The 17,462-nt window shown below is 69.6% G+C and carries 15 protein-coding genes; 7 read left to right on the top strand and 8 right to left on the bottom strand.

The features are described 5' to 3' along the window. Nucleotides 1-243: 243 nt before the first annotated feature. Together alaS and ACSQ2G_RS03395 are read left to right on the top strand one after the other, a co-directional pair. Nucleotides 244-2,892, top strand: coding sequence for an alanine--tRNA ligase (gene alaS / locus ACSQ2G_RS03400; protein ID WP_436028917.1), 2,649 nt, complete (start codon nucleotides 244-246; stop codon nucleotides 2,890-2,892). 687 nt (nucleotides 2,893-3,579) lie between these two features. After that, nucleotides 3,580-4,449 (top strand): hypothetical protein, encoded by an 870-nt coding sequence (locus tag ACSQ2G_RS03395; protein ID WP_436028291.1) that lies wholly within the window; start codon nucleotides 3,580-3,582, stop codon nucleotides 4,447-4,449. 161 nt (nucleotides 4,450-4,610) lie between these two features. Here the strand turns inward: ACSQ2G_RS03395 and ACSQ2G_RS03390 are convergent, their stop codons facing one another. The 7 genes from ACSQ2G_RS03390 to ACSQ2G_RS03360 form a co-directional block, all read right to left on the bottom strand. Then, nucleotides 4,611-5,024 carry a hypothetical protein gene (locus ACSQ2G_RS03390; RefSeq protein WP_436028289.1) on the bottom strand — a complete coding sequence of 138 codons (414 nt, stop codon included), beginning with the start codon at nucleotides 5,022-5,024 and terminating at the stop codon, nucleotides 4,611-4,613. Between the two features lie 3 nt (nucleotides 5,025-5,027). Beyond that, complete coding sequence (locus tag ACSQ2G_RS03385; protein WP_436028287.1) at nucleotides 5,028-5,354, bottom strand: hypothetical protein; 327 nt, start codon at nucleotides 5,352-5,354, stop codon at nucleotides 5,028-5,030. A gap of 530 nt (nucleotides 5,355-5,884) precedes the next feature. Then, nucleotides 5,885-7,504, bottom strand: coding sequence for a GMC family oxidoreductase (locus ACSQ2G_RS03380; protein WP_436028285.1), 1,620 nt, complete (start codon nucleotides 7,502-7,504; stop codon nucleotides 5,885-5,887). 49 nt (nucleotides 7,505-7,553) lie between these two features. Beyond that, nucleotides 7,554-9,050, bottom strand: a complete 1,497-nt coding sequence (locus ACSQ2G_RS03375) for a TIGR01777 family oxidoreductase (protein WP_436028283.1) — start codon at nucleotides 9,048-9,050, stop codon at nucleotides 7,554-7,556. Continuing rightward, nucleotides 9,047-9,754 carry a DUF4166 domain-containing protein gene (locus ACSQ2G_RS03370; RefSeq protein WP_436028281.1) on the bottom strand — a complete coding sequence of 236 codons (708 nt, stop codon included), beginning with the start codon at nucleotides 9,752-9,754 and terminating at the stop codon, nucleotides 9,047-9,049. Before ACSQ2G_RS03370 ends, ACSQ2G_RS03375 begins: the two co-directional genes overlap by 4 nt. 65 nt (nucleotides 9,755-9,819) lie before the next feature. Continuing rightward, on the bottom strand, nucleotides 9,820-10,395 hold the full coding sequence (locus tag ACSQ2G_RS03365) for a GbsR/MarR family transcriptional regulator (protein ID WP_310084621.1): 576 nt from the start codon (nucleotides 10,393-10,395) through the stop codon (nucleotides 9,820-9,822). An 82-nt stretch (nucleotides 10,396-10,477) separates the two neighbouring features. Further along, nucleotides 10,478-10,867: a VOC family protein gene (locus tag ACSQ2G_RS03360; RefSeq protein WP_436028279.1), complete on the bottom strand. Its 390-nt coding sequence runs from the start codon at nucleotides 10,865-10,867 to the stop codon at nucleotides 10,478-10,480. 166 nt (nucleotides 10,868-11,033) lie between these two features. On the opposite strand from ACSQ2G_RS03360, the gene ACSQ2G_RS03355 reads away from it, so the two are divergent. The 5 genes from ACSQ2G_RS03355 (at nucleotide 11,034) to ACSQ2G_RS03335 (ending at nucleotide 14,860) form a co-directional block, all read left to right on the top strand. After that, nucleotides 11,034-12,527: an amino acid permease gene (locus ACSQ2G_RS03355; protein ID WP_436028277.1), complete on the top strand. Its 1,494-nt coding sequence runs from the start codon at nucleotides 11,034-11,036 to the stop codon at nucleotides 12,525-12,527. Nucleotides 12,528-12,654: 127 nt separating this feature from the next. After that, nucleotides 12,655-13,002 (top strand): hypothetical protein, encoded by a 348-nt coding sequence (locus tag ACSQ2G_RS03350; protein ID WP_436028276.1) that lies wholly within the window; start codon nucleotides 12,655-12,657, stop codon nucleotides 13,000-13,002. A gap of 2 nt (nucleotides 13,003-13,004) precedes the next feature. Beyond that, complete coding sequence (locus tag ACSQ2G_RS03345; protein WP_436028274.1) at nucleotides 13,005-13,163, top strand: hypothetical protein; 159 nt, start codon at nucleotides 13,005-13,007, stop codon at nucleotides 13,161-13,163. A gap of 133 nt (nucleotides 13,164-13,296) precedes the next feature. Beyond that, complete coding sequence (locus ACSQ2G_RS03340) at nucleotides 13,297-13,797, top strand: hypothetical protein (RefSeq protein WP_436028272.1); 501 nt, start codon at nucleotides 13,297-13,299, stop codon at nucleotides 13,795-13,797. 307 nt (nucleotides 13,798-14,104) lie between these two features. Beyond that, entirely contained in the window at nucleotides 14,105-14,860 is a 756-nt protein-coding gene (locus tag ACSQ2G_RS03335; RefSeq protein ID WP_436028270.1) for a class I SAM-dependent methyltransferase, read from the top strand. Nucleotides 14,861-15,134: 274 nt separating this feature from the next. Here the strand turns inward: ACSQ2G_RS03335 and ACSQ2G_RS03330 are convergent, their stop codons facing one another. Beyond that, on the bottom strand, nucleotides 15,135-17,459 hold the full coding sequence (locus ACSQ2G_RS03330) for a CHASE2 domain-containing protein (protein ID WP_436028268.1): 2,325 nt from the start codon (nucleotides 17,457-17,459) through the stop codon (nucleotides 15,135-15,137). Nucleotides 17,460-17,462 lie beyond the last annotated feature (3 nt).

Here is a 17,462-nt window from a genome sequence, read left to right as displayed (position 1 = left end):
GCCGACGGAGGGGGGAGTGATCAAGGGGCGGCCGCCCCCCCCCGGATCGACGATCCCGCAGCTCCCCCGCCCGTCGCATCGCGACCGCGTCCTCCACGGAGGCAGGCCCTGGCGCGCCTCCAACGCGCCTCCGCGCCCCGTGATCACCAAGGCGATTTCCACATCGCTTGAAACCGCGCTATGCAGCCCCGACCTCCGGTTCGACCGGACCCAGTACGAACACCCGAGACGCCGATGACCAGCCTGCCCAGCCTCAACGAGATCCGCGGCACCTTCCTGAACTATTTCGGCGCGGCCGATCACGCCATCGTCCCGTCCGCGCCGCTGGTGCCGCAGAACGATCCGACCCTGCTGTTCGTCAACGCCGGCATGGTGCCGTTCAAGAACGTGTTCACGGGCGCCGAGACCCCGCCGCATCCGCGCGCGACCTCGTCGCAGAAGTGCGTCCGGGCCGGCGGCAAGCACAACGACCTGGACAATGTCGGCTACACCGCCCGCCACCACACCTTCTTCGAGATGCTGGGCAACTTCTCGTTCGGCGACTACTTCAAGGAACAGGCGATCACCCACGCCTGGACCCTGCTGACCCGCGACTTCGCCCTGCCCAAGGACAAGCTGCTGGTCACCGTCTACCACACCGACGACGAGGCGGCCGATCTCTGGAAGAAGATCGCGGGCCTGGACGACGGCCGCATCATCCGCATCCCGACCAACGACAATTTCTGGTCGATGGGCGACACCGGCCCCTGCGGCCCGTGCTCGGAAATCTTCTTCGACCACGGCTCTCATATCGCCGGCGGCCCGCCCGGCAGCCCTGATGAAGACGGCGACCGGTTCATCGAGATCTGGAACCTGGTGTTCATGCAGTTCGAGCAGATGGCCGGCGGCGAGCGCGTCTCGCTGCCCAAGCCGTCGATCGACACCGGCATGGGCCTGGAGCGCGTCGCCGCCGTCCTGCAGGGCGTGCACGACAACTACGACATCGACCTGTTCAAGGCCCTGATCGCCGCCAGCGTCGAGCTGACCGGGGTGAAGGCCGAAGGCGACCAGGCCCCGTCGCACCGGGTGATCGCCGACCACCTGCGCTCGTCCTCGTTCCTGCTGGCCGACGGCGTCACCCCCTCGAATGAAGGCCGCGGCTACGTGCTGCGCCGGATCATGCGCCGGGCCATGCGCCACGCCTATCTGCTGGGCGCTCAAGAGCCGCTGATGCACCGCCTGGCCCCGACCCTGGTGGCCGAGATGGGCCAGGCCTATCCCGAGCTGCGCCGCGCCGAGGCCTCGATCGTCGAGACCCTGCGCCAGGAGGAGGAGCGCTTCCGCGTCACCCTGGGGCGCGGCATGGGACTTCTCGACGAAGCTACCGCCGGCCTGGAAAGCGGCGGCGTGCTGGACGGCGAGACCGCCTTCAAGCTCTACGACACCTACGGCTTCCCGCTGGACCTGACCCAGGACGCCGTGCGCGCCAAGGGCGTCACGGTCGACACCGACGGCTTCGACGTGGCCATGGACCGCCAGCGCACGATGGCCCGCGCCAACTGGGCCGGCTCCGGCCAGCAGGGCGCGGCCGCCGCCTGGTTCCCGATCCGCGAGGCCAATGGCCCGACCAGCTTCGTCGGCTATGGCGCCACCGAGACGACCGGAACCGTCAAGGCCATCGTGCTGGACGGCGCGCCCGTCGAAGCCGCGCCGGCCGGAGCCGTCGTCGATATCCTGCTGGACCGCACCAGCTTCTACGCCGAAAGCGGCGGCCAGGCCGGCGACACCGGCGTGATCGAGGCCGGCGGCGTCGAAAGCCGCGTGGTCGACACCCAGAAGCAGGCCGGCGACCTGCACGTCCACCGCGTCGAGCTGGCCGGCCCGCTGAAGGTCGGCGACCCGGTCGTGGCCTCGGTGGACGCGGCCAAGCGCACCACCACCCGCGCCAACCACTCGGCCGCTCACCTGGTGCACGCCGCCCTGCACCACGTGCTGGGCCCGCACGTCGCCCAGAAGGGCCAGATGGTCGACGGCGACCGCATGCGCTTCGACTTCAGCCACGGCGGCCCGCTGACCGCCGACGAGATCGAGCGCATCGAGGCCGAGGTCAATGCGGTGATCCGCCAGAACGTCCCGGCCCAGACCCAGGAGATGGCGCCCCAGGAGGCCATCGAGGCCGGCGCCGTGGCGCTGTTCGGCGAGAAGTACGGCGACAGCGTCCGGGTGCTGACCCTGGGCGAGTCCCTGACCGAGGCCGGCAAGGCCTATTCGGTCGAGCTGTGCGGCGGCACCCACGTGGCCCGCACCGGCGACATCGCCCTGTTCAAGATCGTCTCCGAGCAAGGCGTAGCGGCCGGCGTGCGCCGCATCGAGGCCCTGACCGGCGAGGCGGCCCGCCGCTTCCTGCTGGACCAGGCCGGCGTCGCCAAGGCCCTGGCCGACCAGTTCAAGACCCCGGTCGCCGAGGTCCTGGCGCGCGTCGACGCCCTGGTCGCCGAGCGCAAGGCCCTGGAAAAGCAGCTGGCCGAGGCCAAGAAGCAGCTGGCCCTGGGCGGCGGCTCTGGCGGCGGCGCGGCGGGTCCCGAGGATGTCGCCGGCACGGCCCTGATCGCCCGCGTCCTCGACGGCGTCGGCGGCAAGGAACTGCGCGGCGTGGCCGAGGAGTTCAAGAAGCAGCTGGCCTCGGGCGTCGTGGCCCTGGTCGGCACGACCGACGGCAAGGCCGCCGTCACCGTCGCCGTGACCGCCGATCTGGTCGGCAAGTTCAGCGCCGCCGACCTGGCCAAGGCCGCCGTGATCGCCATGGGCGGCCAGGGCGCCGGCGGCAAGCCCGACTTCGCCCAGGGCGGCGCCCCCGACGCGACCAAGGCCCAGGACGGCCTGGCCGCCATCAAGGCGGTTCTGGCCGGCTGATCGCCCCGGCGGCCCTCGTTCCGGACGGCTCGGCAAGCCGCCGAACCGTCCGTCGTTCCGCCCGACGTCGACGCCGATCTGGACAGGGCGATCGTCGGCAGAGGGTGGGTTGTGGACGTAGCGGCGCCGATCTCGACATGTACGATTGTGGGCGCGAAGACGGGCGTCGGATATGCCGAAGTATAAGGTTGGGTGGGGCGCCGAGGCGACCGGATGTCCGGCTGGGCGCCCTGGTCTTCAGCGATGACGACGCGGCGGTCGCGGCAATAGCTGAGCTTTGTGTTCAGGGGGCTTGGGCGCCGTCGTCAAGCGGCCTGACCGTAAGCTCACCGTCGCGGATATCGCTCCTCCCAGCGTCGGCTGACGACCCTCCCTCGGTCGGCGGCGAAGACGTCCGGACTGGCGGGTGCGGGTCGATAACTGGCGCCGGCGCTGACAGCGGACCTCGCGCTCCTCGCCATGAAACAGACCATTCCGGCGTCAGATAGGGGGCTCAGCCCTTCACCAATCCGCAACGGGACGCGAACCATGATCGCGCTCTGACCCGTTGAAATGGTCTGCTCCATGAACGCGCGCGCACCTAGACCATTCGAATGGGTCCCGGGCCGGGGTTCTGACCCCGTGGCCTTGGCTCGCCTGCGGGAGTCCATTCCTCGCCCCCACCTTGCAATGGGTGAGGCCTGGTTCATGAGCGAAGAGCGCCGCATGTTCGATGAATTGCTTGGCGACCTAGACACCCTGCCCGTGGCTGAACTTCGTCATGTGCTGGAAGAGATCGCGAGCGGCACTGTCAGTTTCGGATCGCTGGATGAATGGCGCGACTGGTTTCTGTATCTTCTGCCGCAGTTGGTGCCTCGTATCCATCAACGAGACTACGCGTCTCTACTCGAAGTCACGATCACGGCGCTCTTCACCCAATATCCCGCTGGCCTTGAAGAGTGTTCTCATCCAGGCTTTCGAGAAGACGTTCTGAACACGCTCGGTCAATGCCAGATGGACGCCGCGTGCTGGCCCGACGGCGAACTTGACGTCGAGGTTTGCCTGGATCGCTACTTCATTCCCCGTTTGGGGCTTTGGTGCTGGAGCGACGCCAATGGTCCACTGTCGGCCTCGATGTTCCTCTGCCTCAAATATCTTCGCGCGGACGAGGTGGGGATCTGGTTACGGTCGGTTCTGGCCATCCGTGAACCACGCTGGCGTGCGCAGGTGATGAGCTGGCTGCTCGGCGCGCATGCCGTGCTGACCGGAACCGTGCGGCAGCCTTCCAAATTCGATCAGTCCGGCTACCCCCGCATCGACTGGGACTGGTCTCATTGCCTATCCGGTGACTACCACAATGGTGACACGGGGGAATGCCGTCGGCTGGACTTCATTCCAGAGGCCAATCGCGAGACGGCGCTACTTGGCATCAAGGAGCATTTTGACGAAGCCACGTTTCTTGACTGGCTGGCGTCGTTCGAGACGATCCCGAGCGTGCAGGCTGAACTCGCCGCTACACCTTTCTGGTTCTTTGACCTGTATGGCTCTCGGCATCCAAGCCCGGTCCAGGCCTCATAATACGGCGTTGCGGAGCTCATTCAGGTCGGCTTCGGCCAATCACCAACGTCGGACTTGGGTCGAGAACAGGAAGGCGCCGGCCCTGACAGCGGACCTAGCGCCACTCACCACGAAGCGGACTACTCCGGCTTCAGCTTGGGGTAATTTGCAGACATTCACCGTTACGACGAGAAAAAGCGCTCTGGCCGAGGAACGATCTGACGGTGCCTGCGCCATTCGGCGATGATCACCACAATGCCGAGTCCGATTATCACCGGTTCAGCGCTGAAAATTACGAGCGCCACAAGTTTGTAAACGTCAGGGAATGGTGACAGGAACCAGCGCCAAATCAACTCTACGGCCGCAAGCGCAGCGAAGGCGGTCGCGGCCGGTCTCCACTCCCACGCACGAAACCGGATGGTGCGCATTAGTGATGGAATTAGAGCGCCAAGGACCAACAGGAGCATCAGAAGCGACAGCGCGGGACCGACCGGGAAGCGGTGTGCGATCCCCACGTACCATTGGGCTACGAACGAGGCGGCAGCCGCGACGAAGAAGGCGATGGTGGCGCCATGGGGACGTTTCTTCGACTGCATAACCTAGCTGACCATCGGGTTCTTGCTGCGGAATCGAACAAGCGCCCTGCGGACCGATACGATCACCGGCGCCAGAAGAACGCTGACCAAGAAATAGAAGAGCCCGTTCGACGCGACTATGGCCAGCCACCAGAGTTGAGCCGATCCTTCACTCATGCCCGACAGAGCCATCAGCATGAACGCTGAAGGCCATACCAGCAGGCACCATGCCGGAAACCCGATCAACGGATTGAGGAAATAGAGCAAGAGCGCAACGAGTAGCCCCACCGTTGCCGATACCGCTCCGTATCGAAGCATCGTCAGCCAAAAAGGTCGATCGGTCTTCGCCATCCTGTCGATTATCCCGATTGCTGTCGCGAGCATGCTCAACCGTAGAGGCGGTTGATGAACCCGAGATTGCCAAGGTCCGCAACGGGCCGGGAACAGAAATCACGTCCTCGCCCAAGATCAGACATTCGACGATTTGCCGGCAAGCGGACATCGCGAGGGGGTAGGCAAGGGGGGAGACGGACGTCAAAACCAGTGACTATTCATTGCCCGCAAGAAGCCGGAATCATCCACGGGAAGACCTGACGCCGATCCCAGAACCGAGTCGATTTGGCAGTGAGGGCAGATAGCTGTGCCCGTGCCTTCGTTAAGCCAACGCTCGATCTCGGCTGGTTTGAACGTCTCAAGGCAGTAGAAGCAGCCGCAAATATCACTGTCTTCGATGGCTATTCGATGCCCGGATGAGTGTCGGTGCGCTGCTCGCAGGACGTCCGTCGAGTAGGTCATGCGACAAGGGTGGATGAAGGCGCCGACGTCCGCAACGGGTCCTGTACCGACCTCACGCCGTTCCCCTTCCACACCCTCTGCCCTCATCACCGCCGGTCCTCCAGGATCATCGCCGCGCCCTTTTCGGCGATCATCACCGTCGGGGCGTTGGTGTTGCCGGAGGTGATGGCCGGCATCACCGAGGCGTCCACCACGCGCAGGCCGTCGAGGCCGCGCACCCTCAGGCGCTCGTCCACCACCGCCAGCGGGTCGTCGGCCGCGCCCATGGCCGCCGTGCCGACCGGGTGGAAGATCGTGGTGGCCAGGGCCTTGGCCGCCGCCAGCAGGTCCCCGTCGGTCTCGATCGCCGCGCCGGGCCGGAGCTCCTGGGGCTTGTAGCGGGCCAGGGCGGGCTGGCTGGCGATCCGGCGCGCCCAGCGCAGCGAGGCGATCGCGACGTCGCGATCCTCCTCGGTGGCCAGGTAGTTGGGATCGATCCGCGGCGGATCGGCCAGGCCGGGCCCCGACAGGCCGACGCCGCCCCGGCTGGTGGGCCGTAGGTTGCAGACGCTGGCGGTGAAGGCGCCGAACCGGTGCAGGCCCTCGCCCCAGCGGTCCAGGCTCAGCGGCTGGAAGTGGAACTGCAGGTTCGGCGTGGCCCGGCCGGCGTCCGAGCGGCAGAACATCCCCAGCTGCGACGGCGCCATGGTCAGCGGGCCCGACCGGCGCAGCGCATAGTCGACGCCCATGGCCAGGCGCCGGGCCAGGTTGGCGTAGTCGGTGTTGAGGGTGCGCACGCCGGAGACCTTGTAGACCGGCCGGATCTGCAGGTGGTCCTGCAGATTGGCGCCGACCCCAGGCAGGGCATGCCGCACGGCGACGCCGGCGCGCGCCAGGCGTTCCGGATCGCCGATCCCCGACCGCTGCAGGATCAGCGGCGAGCCGATCGCGCCGGCGGCCAGGATTAGTTCGCCGGCCACCCGGGCGGTCAGGACCTGGCCGCCGCGCACGGCGCGCAGACCCGTCACCCGTCGTCCGTCCAGCTCGATCCGCTGGACCTCGACCCCGGTCTCCAGCCGCAGATTGCCCCGCGCCAGCACGGGCCTCAGGAAGGCCGAGGCGGTGCTCCACCGGCGGCCCGCCCGCTGGTTGACCTGGAAATAGGACGAGCCGGAATTGTCGCCGCCGTTGAAATCCTCGACCATGGGAACGCCCGCCTGCCGCCCGGCCTCGCGGATGGCGTCCAGGATGTCCCAGCGCACCCGGGGATGCTCCACCCGATATTCGCCGCCCGACCGGTGATGCTCGCCGCGCGGCGCGATGTGGTCCTCGTGCCGCAGGAAGAACGGCAGGACGTCGGCCCATCCCCAGCCCACGAGCCCTTTCTGTCGCCAATTGTCATAGTCCTGGGCCTGGCCGCGCATGTAGATCATGGCGTTGATCGACGAGGAGCCGCCGATCACCTTGCCACGCGGATAGGCCAGGGCGCGGCCGTCGAGGCCGGGCTGGGCGATGGTTTCGAACAACCAGTCGGCGCGGGGATGGCCGATGGCGAACAGGTAGCCGACGGGAATGTGGAACCAGATCCAGTCGTCGCGGCCGCCGGCTTCCAGCAGCAGCACCCGGACCGAGGGATCGGCCGACAGGCGGTTGGCCAGCACGCAACCGGCCGAGCCGGCGCCCACCACCACATAGTCGAACGTCCCCAGGTCGGTCTCGTCCGCCATCGCGCCGGCTCCTCCTTGCGCCGCGCCTTGGTCGGGACGGTCGAAGCGCTCAGGCTGAGGCAAGCGCGCCGCGTTGGGAAGCCTCGGGCTCAGGCTGCCGCGTCCGGTTGCCGAGGAGATCGTCCAGCGCCCCATCCAGCGCCGGGTGGATGAACCGGAAGCCGCTGGCCAGGGCCGCGGCGGGCGCGACCCGCTGGCCCTGCAGCAACAGCTCGTCGGCGAACGCGCCCAGGACCAGCCGCAGGGGCGCGGCCGGGGCGGGCAGCAGGGCCGGGCGGTTCAGGGCGCGGCCGAGCGCGCGGGCGAAGGCGGCGTTGCGCACGGGCTCCGGCGCCGTGCCGTTCAGCGGTCCCGCCAGGCCCGGCGTGGCGATGGCGTGGGCGATCAAGCGCACCAGGTCGTCCAGGTGGATCCAGCTCATCCAGTGTCGTCCGGCCCCGAACGGCCCGCCCAGGCCAAACTCGAACGGCGTCAGCATGCGCGACAGGGCCCCGCCGTCGAGGGCCAGGACCAGGCCGATGCGCAGGCGCACCACGCGCACGCCCAGGTCCTGGGCCAGCAGGGCCGCGCGCTCCCAGCGCCGGCAGACCGTGCGCGAGAAGCAGTCGAGCCCGTCGGCGGCCTCGTCCAGCACCTCGTCGCCGCGCAGGCCGTACCAGCCGATGGCCGAGCCGCTGACCAGCACGACGGGGCGGCGCTCCAGCCGGGCGACCAGGGCGACCACCGCCCGGGTCACCGCCAGGCGCGAGCGGACGATCCGCCGGCGCTTGGCGGGCGTCCACAGGCCGTCCGAGATCGGCTCGCCGGCCAGATTGACGATGGCGTCGATCCGCGCGTCGTCGGCGATCTGGCCCAGGTCGGTGACGATACGGATCGGGGCGGGCAGGCCGGCGGCGGTGGCGCGGTCGCGGGTCAGGGCGGTGACCTCGTGCCCGGCGCCGACCAGGGCCGCGACCAGGCGGCGGCCGATCAGGCCCGTGGCGCCGGTGACCAGGATCGATCGCCTCGGCGCCAGTCCCGCGACCAGGGGAACGGGATCGCTCGCCACGATTCGCCGGGTCCGTCCCGCGGCGGCCAGGTCGCGCAGGCCGAACACCAGGACCGCGACGGCGGCGAGGACGCAAAGCCCGCTCCAGACGCCATAGGCGGCGGGGGCCAGCGCGGTCGGCCGCTCCGCCCAGCCGGCCAGCACCGGCAGGACCAGCGCCAGGAACACGCCGTAGTTCAGGGTCAGCAGGGTGTGGGTGACGCGTTCGCTGGCCGGCAGCTTGCGGGTGCGGTCCTCCTCGACGAAGTCCCACAGGGTCAGGACCAGCTCGCCCAGCATCAGGGCGATCAGGGCGACCGCGAGTATGCCTTGAGGGCGGCTCCAGCCCAGGAGTACGAACATCGCCGCATAGGCCAGGTTGCGCACGCCGTGCAGCCGCAGCTCGCGGGCCTGGGACGGTCGCCAGGCCAGGCGCTCGGTCAGTTCATGGTGATAGAGGGTGTCGAACCCGCCCATCGCCACCTGGGCGAACACCAGGGTCCAGATCAGGTCGCTCATCGGCGGGTCTCCTGCGGATAGGCCGGGCGCTCGCGGAACATCCCGACCTGGCGGAGCATCGGGCCCAGCAGCGGGTGGCGCAGGTCGAGCACGAAGGCGAAGCCGCCGTCGCCCTGGTCGACGTGGCTGATGGTCAGGACGCCCGGCGCCAGCCAGGCCGGCAGACGCAGGCGCAGTCCCAGCCGCGCGGGGCCCAGCGCCAGGAAGTAGCCGTGGCTGTGGAAGTGCAGCGCGGTCTCGTCGGCGCTGACCGCCAGGGCGATGCCGAAGCCCCAGCCCAGATATTCCTCCAGGCCCGTGGGGCCGGCGAAGCGCTTGCTGCTGTGGATCACCTGCGGGAAGCCGTGGGCCCGGTTGTACATCCGGGTCCAGAACTGGCCGCCGGCGGGGCCGTCCTCGGTGACCGTCACCACCGCGGCGACGCCCAGGTCGTCATGGAGGGGCAGGGGCGCGCCGATCAGGCGGCACAGCTGGGCCAGGACGCGGCCGGCCGCGTTTCGGCGGCTTTCGGTGATCTCGCCGACATAGGTCACGGCCATGCCGGGGCGCAGCCGCTTGCTGAACCGGTCGCGCACGGCCTGGGGCAGGCGGCTCCAGCCGGCCTCGCCCAGCAGGGCGCGAAAGCGCAGGTCGTGCAGCTCGGCGGGCGCGGGCGGCGGAAGGTCCTGGTCCGGCGCCGGGCGGGCTTCTGCGATCCTGTTCATGGCCAATTTCCTCTTCCGGTCTTGCCTGTTATTTCTGTCCAAAGAGAAATTACCGGCGAAATTTTTTAGGTCGTCCTGTCCGGCTTGCCGCGACCCATGCCCAGCAGGCCGACCACCTTCGAGCCCATCTTGATCAGCGACATCAGGGTGCTGGGCGGCACGCTCAGCATCTGGCCGTACCAGCTGTCGATCGTGGTGACGAAGCTGTGCATCTCGCTCAGGCGCTTGCGGGCGACCTTGCTGAGGGTGGGGTCGTTCTCGGCCGCCGCCAGGACCGGGCCCAGCGCCTCGACCATCGGGTCGATCTCGCGTTCCTTGCGGCCCTGGGCGATGCGGGTCAGCATCTGCCACAGATCGGCTTCGGCCTCGTAGTGGTCGCGCCGGTCGCCCAGCTGGGGCACGCGGCGGATCAGCTTCCAGCCGATCAGCTCGCGGATGCTGTTGGAGACGTTGGAGCGAGCCATGCCCAGGCTCTCGGCGATGTCCTCGGCGGTCATCGGCCGGTCGGCCAGGTAGAGCAGGGCGTGGATCTGGGCGACGGAGCGGTTGACGCCCCACTGTCCGCCCATGTCGCCCCAGCGCAGGACGAACTGCTCGACCGCGGCGGGGAGGCGCTTCGTGTTGTCTGCAATTTCTGTCATGACAGAAATATAGAGCCAGATTGAACGGTCGTCAACCGGACCCGCCGGCCCGGACATCGAGGCCAAGGAGACCTGCCCGAAGTCAGTCCGTGATCGGATTGGCGATTTCCACCAGGTTGCCGTCCGGGTCGCGCACATAGATCGACAGGATCGGGCCTGTCGCGCAGGCGCGCCGCACCGGGCCTTCCTCGATCGCCACGCCCAGCGCTTCGATATGGGCCGCCACCTGCTCCAGCGGCGTCGCGGCCAGGAAGCACAGGTCCGCCGAACCGCGTGTCGGCTTCAGGGCCTTGGGCTCGAATTCGTGTCCGGCCTGGTGCAGGTTGATCTTCTGGTCGCCGAACGTCAGCGCCTTGCGCCCCTGGCCGAACGTCTCGAGCCGCATGCCCAGAACATCGCGATAGAAGGCGATGGTCCGGTCCAGGTCGGCGACGGTCAGCACCAGATGGTCGAGACGGTCGAGGACGATCATGCCGTTTCCCTTGGCAGGCGCGGTCTCAATCGGCCCCGACCACGCCCGGCGGCGCCGAAATAGTGAACGCCGATCGATCAAAGACGAAATTCGTGATCACGAAGGCTCGTCGTCGCCGGTGAACCGCGCAAGCGTGACTCGGGACAGTGGCGAGAAGGGGACGGTCATGAGCGAGGAAACCGCCGGCGGCGGCGTCAGCTACGAGAAGGTCGACGACGCCTATTTCGACAAGCGCGGACTCAAGCGCTATGCGGGGGTGTTCTCGCTGTGGGCCCTGGGGGTGGGGGCGGTGATCGCCGGCCAGTTCTCGGGCTGGAACCTGGGCATGGGGACCGGCGGCTGGGGCGGCATGCTGGTCGCCACCCTGATCATCACCGTCATGTACCTGGGCCTGACCTTCTCGATCGCCGAGATGGCCGCGGCCCAGCCGCACACCGGCGGCGCCTACAGCTTCGCGCGGGCCGCCATGGGACCCTGGGGCGGCTTCATCACCGGCCTGTGCGAGAACGTCGAATATGTGCTGACCGCCGCGGTGGTCTGCTTCTTCATCGGCAGTTATCTGGGCGGCATCTTCGAGACGCCGGCCTGGGTGCAGCCGCTCTACTGGATCGGGGCCTACGCCGTCTTCGTCGGACTGAACGCCGGCGGGGTGGCGATGTCGTTCAAGTTCACGGTGTTCATCACCCTGCTGGCCCTGGCCTGCCTGGCGGTGTTCTGGGTCAGCGCCCTGCCGCACGCCGACTTCTTCAAATACGCCATGAACGTCGGCCCAGGCGGGACCGAGCTGAAGGACGGCCACGGGCCGTTCCTGCCGGCCGGCATCGGCGGGGCCCTGGCCCAGCTGCCGTTCGCGGTCTGGCTGTTCCTGGCCATCGAGCAGCTGCCGCTGGCGGCCGAGGAGTCGCACACCCCGGCCCGCGACCTGCCCAAGGGCATCATCCTGGGCATCTCGACCCTGATCGTCTCGGCCCTGCTGGTGCTGTGGCTCAACAGCGCCATTTCGCCGGGGACCTTCGCCCTGGCCAAGTCGGGCGAGCCGATCCTGGAAGGCTTCCGCACCATCTATGGCGGCGGCCTGGCCAAGGTGCTGGCGGCGGTGGCGGTGGCCGGCCTGGTCGCCAGCTTCCACGCGGTGATCTTCGCCTATGGCCGGCAGATCTATTCGCTGTCGCGGGCCGGCTACTTCCCCCGCGCCCTGTCGGTGACCCACGGCGTGCGCAAGACCCCGGACGTGGCCCTGATCACCGGGGCTGTGGCCGGCCTGGCCGTGATGCTGGCGGTGTGGTTCATCCTCGGGGCCGAGAAGGGCGCGGCGGTGATCGGCGGCACGCTGCTGAACATGGCGGTGTTCGGGGCCATGCTGTCCTACCTGGCCCAGGGCCTGTCGTTCATCCTGCTGCGCCGCAAGTTCCCCAATCTGGAACGTCCCTACAAGAGCCGCTTTGGCCTGACCGGGGCGGTGCTGACGGTGGCCATCTCGCTGGTGACGATCTTCTACCAGCTGAAGGATCCGATCTATCGCACCGGGGTGATCGGGGTGGCGATCTGGTTCGCGGTCGGCATCGCCTATTTCGCCCTGTTCGGGCGCAAGAAGCTGGTGCTGTCGCCGGAGGAGGCCTTCGCCATCAGCGGCGGCAAGGCCGCCTACGAGACGCACTGACAAGCCGGCCGACCGCTTCTGGGACATCCGGTCAATGTAACGCATTGTAAAAACCCGAGTTCGCCCTCTGGTGGATCGGCGGCCCATGGCCTTTAAATCCGTCCCGAAATAATCGGGGGGCGGATCGATGGCTTGGTCGGAGGCCGGAAGGCGGAACCTGGAGAGGGTCGCGAGCGGGGTCGCGATCCTCAACCCGCTGGTCGGCGAGATCGCCGAGGCCTTGCTGGACCTGGGCGGCGCGGCCCATCGCGACCTCGTCGTGGCCTATATCGCCAAGCGCCGGGGCGTGTACCGGCCGTCCGAGGCGATGCGGCGCGAACTGGACGAGGCCTTCGCCGCCTATTGCCTGGGCGCCAGCGACCCGCGGGCCGCCAACCTGCTGCACCTGCCCTATGGTCCGCACAGCCAGCGCTGGGCCCTGACTGACCACGCCTACGGCATGATGCGCGACCGGGCGAACGCCGGGATCCGTTGACGATGGAACTGGCTCTGCGCGCCCTGGCCGACCGCCTCGGCCTGGACCCCGCCTTTCGGCGCCCGCGCCTGCTGCTGGTCGCCTCGCTGCTGAGCCTGGTGCTGTGGAGCGTGATCGCCTGGGGGCTGTCGTCGCTGGTCGGGCGGATGGTCCACGGCTAGAGCATCGCGCGGAAAAGTGGATGCCGGTTTTCCGCAAAAGCGATGCGAAAACAAAAATCTAGAGCAAGCCGAGCGATTCCCAAATCGCACGGCTTGCTCTAGGATGGCCGCCAAGGGCCGTCGGGGGTTTTCCATGCGTATGTTGCCGATAACCCTGGTCGCGGGGCTGCTGCTGGGCGGCTGCGCGACGCCCCCGCAGGTGGCGCACGAGGGCGATCTGGGCGTGCTGGCGGGACAAGCCGTCGCGATGCAGGCCGCAGGGTCCGCCGACCCCGACCACATCCTGGTCGAGGCGATCCAGGCCCGGGCGGCCAGCCGCATGGGCGAGGTCGGCGCCGTCCAGCCGGGGCCCATGCCGGCCCGCTACCGGTTGCAGGTGACGGTCGGGACCTCCCCGGCCGGGGTCGGGATCTCCACCGCCGTCGGCCCGCAGGTCGGGGTCGCGCCCTGGCGCAGCGCCCCGACCCGGCTGCGCCCCTGGTCGCGCCGGGGACCGGTCCGCACGGCGGCCCTGGCGGTGTTGGACCTGTCCAGCGGCAAGGTCGTGGCCTGGGCGACGGTCCGCGCGTCGAGCGACGATCCCGTCGACCTGGCCGACCGCCTGGTCGCGGCCCTGAAGCCGGCCCAGACGTAAGGGGCGGCATAGTCCACCGGCCGGCGACCTAGAACGGTTGTCATCCCGGAAGCCTCGCAGAGGCTGTCCGGGACCCAGGGGACTGGGCGAAGGCGGTGTGGTTCACCTGGATCCCGGCTCTACGCTTCGCTACGGCCGGGATGACAACATCGTGTGGATCGGAAGACGAGACCTAAGGGCCGCGCGCAAGCTATCCCCAGCTTCTCCCCGGAAACGCGCGGGGATCTCGAATACCGATGTTCACCCAGGCGACGCGACGCGCTATCGAGGGGAAACAAAGGTGAGGAAGCCCATGACGTCGCGGTCCATGATCTCCGTCCCCGCCCTGGCGGGCTGGGCGGTCGCCTTGGCGCTCGGCCTGTCCGTCGCGCCTGGCTTCGCCCAGGTCCCCGCCAACCTGACGGCCGCCCTGGCCGACCCGGCCCGGCCGGCGGCCGACACCGCCCGCGACGCCGCGCGCCACCCGGCCGAACTGCTGGCCCTGGCCAATATCAAGCCGGGCGGCAAGGTGGCTGACTTCATCATCGGCGGCGGCTATTTCACCCGCATCCTGTCGGCGGCGGTGGGCCCGACGGGAACGGTCTACGCCTACCAGCCGGCCGAGTTCATCAAGTTCCAGGCCAAGTACGGCGACGACCTGAAGACCGTCGCGGCGGCCTACAAGAACGTCACGCCGCTGGACGGCGGCCTGACCGGCCTGGACCTGCCCGACGGCTTGGACGCGGTGATCACCGTCCAGAACTACCACGACCTGCACCTCAAGCCGTTCCCGGCCGACACCGCCGCCAAGGTCAATGCCGAGGTGTTCAAGTCGCTGAAGCCGAGCGGAGTGTTCCTGGTCGTCGACCACTACGCCGCCGACGGCTCGGGCCTGTCGGCCCCGGACACCCTGCACCGGATCGACATCGCGGCCGTCAAGTCCGAGGTCGAGGCCGCCGGCTTCAAGCTGGCCGCCGAGAGCCCGCTGCTGCGCGACCCGGCCGACCCGCGCACCGCCAGCGTCTTCGACCCCGCCATTCGCGGCAAGACCGACCAGTTCGTCCTCAAGTTCGTCAAGCCCTAGGGGAGGGGAGGAGGGGACACGCCCGCGCCGCCAGCCGCGCCGGACAAGAAGCGCGGCGCGCGAGGGCGTGTCCTTTTCAACGGTCCTCCCCCTATGGGGGAGGCGATCGCGTAGCGATCGTTGGGGGGAGCTTTAGGACCTTCGATCCGAGGTCCGGCCATCGGCCGATCACTCCCCCCTCCGTCGCCCTTTGGGCGACACCTCCCCCACAGGGGGAGGATCTTGGATGCACGGCTCCGTTTCTGCCACGCACTGCCTTGAAGGTCGTGCCCGCCTAGGCCGGCATCTCAGGCAGCCGCAGGGTGAACGTCGCGCCGCCGCCGGGCGTGCTGCGGCAGCTGACCCCGCCGCCGTGCCGGGTGGCGGCGGCCTGGACGAAGGCCAGGCCCAGGCCCGCGCCGCCGGCGGCGTCGGCGCCCGGGCGGTCGAAGCGCTGGAACGGCCGAAAGGCCAGGGCGGCCTCCTCGACGGTCAGGCCCGGTCCCTGGTCGGCCACCGACAGGTCGACATAGGTGCGGCCGCCGTCCAGCACCGTGGCCGCGCGCACCATGATCGTCGAGCCGTCCGGGCCGTACTTCACCGCGTTGCCGATCAGGTTGACCAGGGCGCGGGCCAGCACGCCGCGGTCGCCCAGGGCCATCATCGGGCCGTCGCAACCCTCCTGGCGGATCTCGATATGGCGCTGGCGGCACTGGGGCCACAGCTCGTCTATCGCCTCGACCGCCACGTCACACAGGTCGACCGGCTCCATCGCCGTCTTGGTGACCTCGGCGCGGGCCAGCTGCACGAAGCCGTCGGCCAGGGCCAGGGTGCGGCGGGCATAGGCGGCCAGGCGCTCGGATAGTTCCGGCGGCAGGCCCGGCGTGGTCGCCAGCAGGGCCAGGATCGAGGTCTGCGGCGAGCGCATGTCGTGGGTCAGCAGCTGCAGCGCCTGCTCGCGCTGGCGCATGGCGGCGGTCAGGGGCGTGATGTCGGCCAGGCGCACGATCCAGCCCGCGCCATCCCCCGCCTCGTCGCGCCGGAACACGGTCTGGATCTGGAAGGCGCGGCCGTCGGCCAGGTGCAGGTCGATCGGATGGCCCCCGTCGCCCTCGGCCGGCCAGCTGGCCGGAAAGGTGCGGCCCAGGGGCGACAGGGCGTTGAGGACGTCGGCCAGGCCGCCGCCGTCCAGCACCGGGCGGCGATCGGCCAGCAAGGCCTGGGCGGCGGCGTTGGCGGCGATCACCCGCCGCTCGGCGTCGGCCACCAGGGTGGCGTCGGGCAGGCTGAACAGGGCGTCGGCCGAGAACCGCCGCAGGTCGTCGATCCGGGTGATGGCCGCGCCGAGGCTGAGCGCCTGGCGGGCGACGAGGTCGCTTTCGAACTCGGCGTCGGCATGGACTCCGCCGGTGGGGTCCACCGAGCGCAGGCGGTCGAGCTGATGGCCCAGTAGGTCGTTGACCCGTCCCAGCCGGCCCCAGCCCCAGACCAGGGAAACCAGCGCCATGCCGATGATCGCCGCCACCGGCGACAGCCACAGGTGGCCGCGGGAGAACAGGGCCGCGCTGGTCGCCAGGGCCGCGGCCAGCAGCACCGCCAGCAGCAGCAGGCTGGCCCGGGGCGGCAGCACCAGCAGCCCGGCCAGCAGCAGCCACAGCAGGCTGAGGGCGAAGACCAGGCGCGCGGCCAGGCCGGCTGGCCGGATCATCGTCCCGCCGCGCAGGCCGTCAAGCTCGCTGGCCTGCAGCTGCACGCCGGTCATGCTGGCGGCGTCGGGGGTCACCGGGGTGGGGAAGGCGGGGCCCAGGCCCGGCGCGGTCAGGCCGACGAACACCGTCCGGCCGGCGATCAGCTCGCGCGGGACCTCGCCGGCCAGGACGCTGGAAAAGGCCACCTGGCGATAGCGGTCCGGCGGGCCCGCGAACGGGATCAGCAGGGTCGGGGCCTCGCCGCGCGTGGCGTCGGGGGCGTCGAACGGCTTGGTCGCGCGGTGGACCACGGTCATCAGGTCGGGCGCCAGGCGGGAGCCGTCGGCCTCGAACGGCGCCATGCGGCGGACCATGCCGTCGCGGTCGAACCGCACGTGCACCAGGCCGACGGCCGCCGCGCCCTGGGCGATGCTCGGCATCGGCCCGACCAGGGTCGGCGGCGCGTCGCCCTGGGGCGAAGGCTCCAGGAACTGCGGCAGGTAGACCTTGCCCGAGCGGGCGACGGCGGCGGCCAGGGCGTCGTCGGCCGCGGGGTCCTGCGACGGCTGGCTGAACAGCACGTCGTAGACGATCGCCCTGGCGCCGGCCTGGCCGAGCCGGTCGATCATCTGGGCGTGGCGGGCGCGGTTCCACGGCCAGGCGCCCAGGGCCCGCAGGCTGCGCTCGTCGACGCCGACGATCAGGATCGAGGCGTCGACCGGGCGTTCCGAGGCGCGCACCAGCCGATCGTAGAGGATGTTGTCCAGTCGCGTGGTCAGCGAACTGGCGGTCAGGCCGGCCAGGGCCAGGCCGGTGAGGACGGCGACGATCAGCCAGCGCGCCAGCCGCCGGCGCGGCGAGCGGGGCGGTCCGGGCCTCAACCGCCGAAGCGGCGCCAGGCGGGAGAGCGGCGCAGGGGGAAAGGTGGCCAAGGC

Origin of the sequence: Caulobacter sp. LjRoot300 (assembly GCF_964253875.1) — a bacterium.
Taxonomy (GTDB): Bacteria; Pseudomonadota; Alphaproteobacteria; order Caulobacterales; family Caulobacteraceae; genus Caulobacter.
The sequence above is the reverse complement of the archived record's forward strand: the minus strand, read 5'-3'. Positions and strand labels throughout refer to the sequence as shown.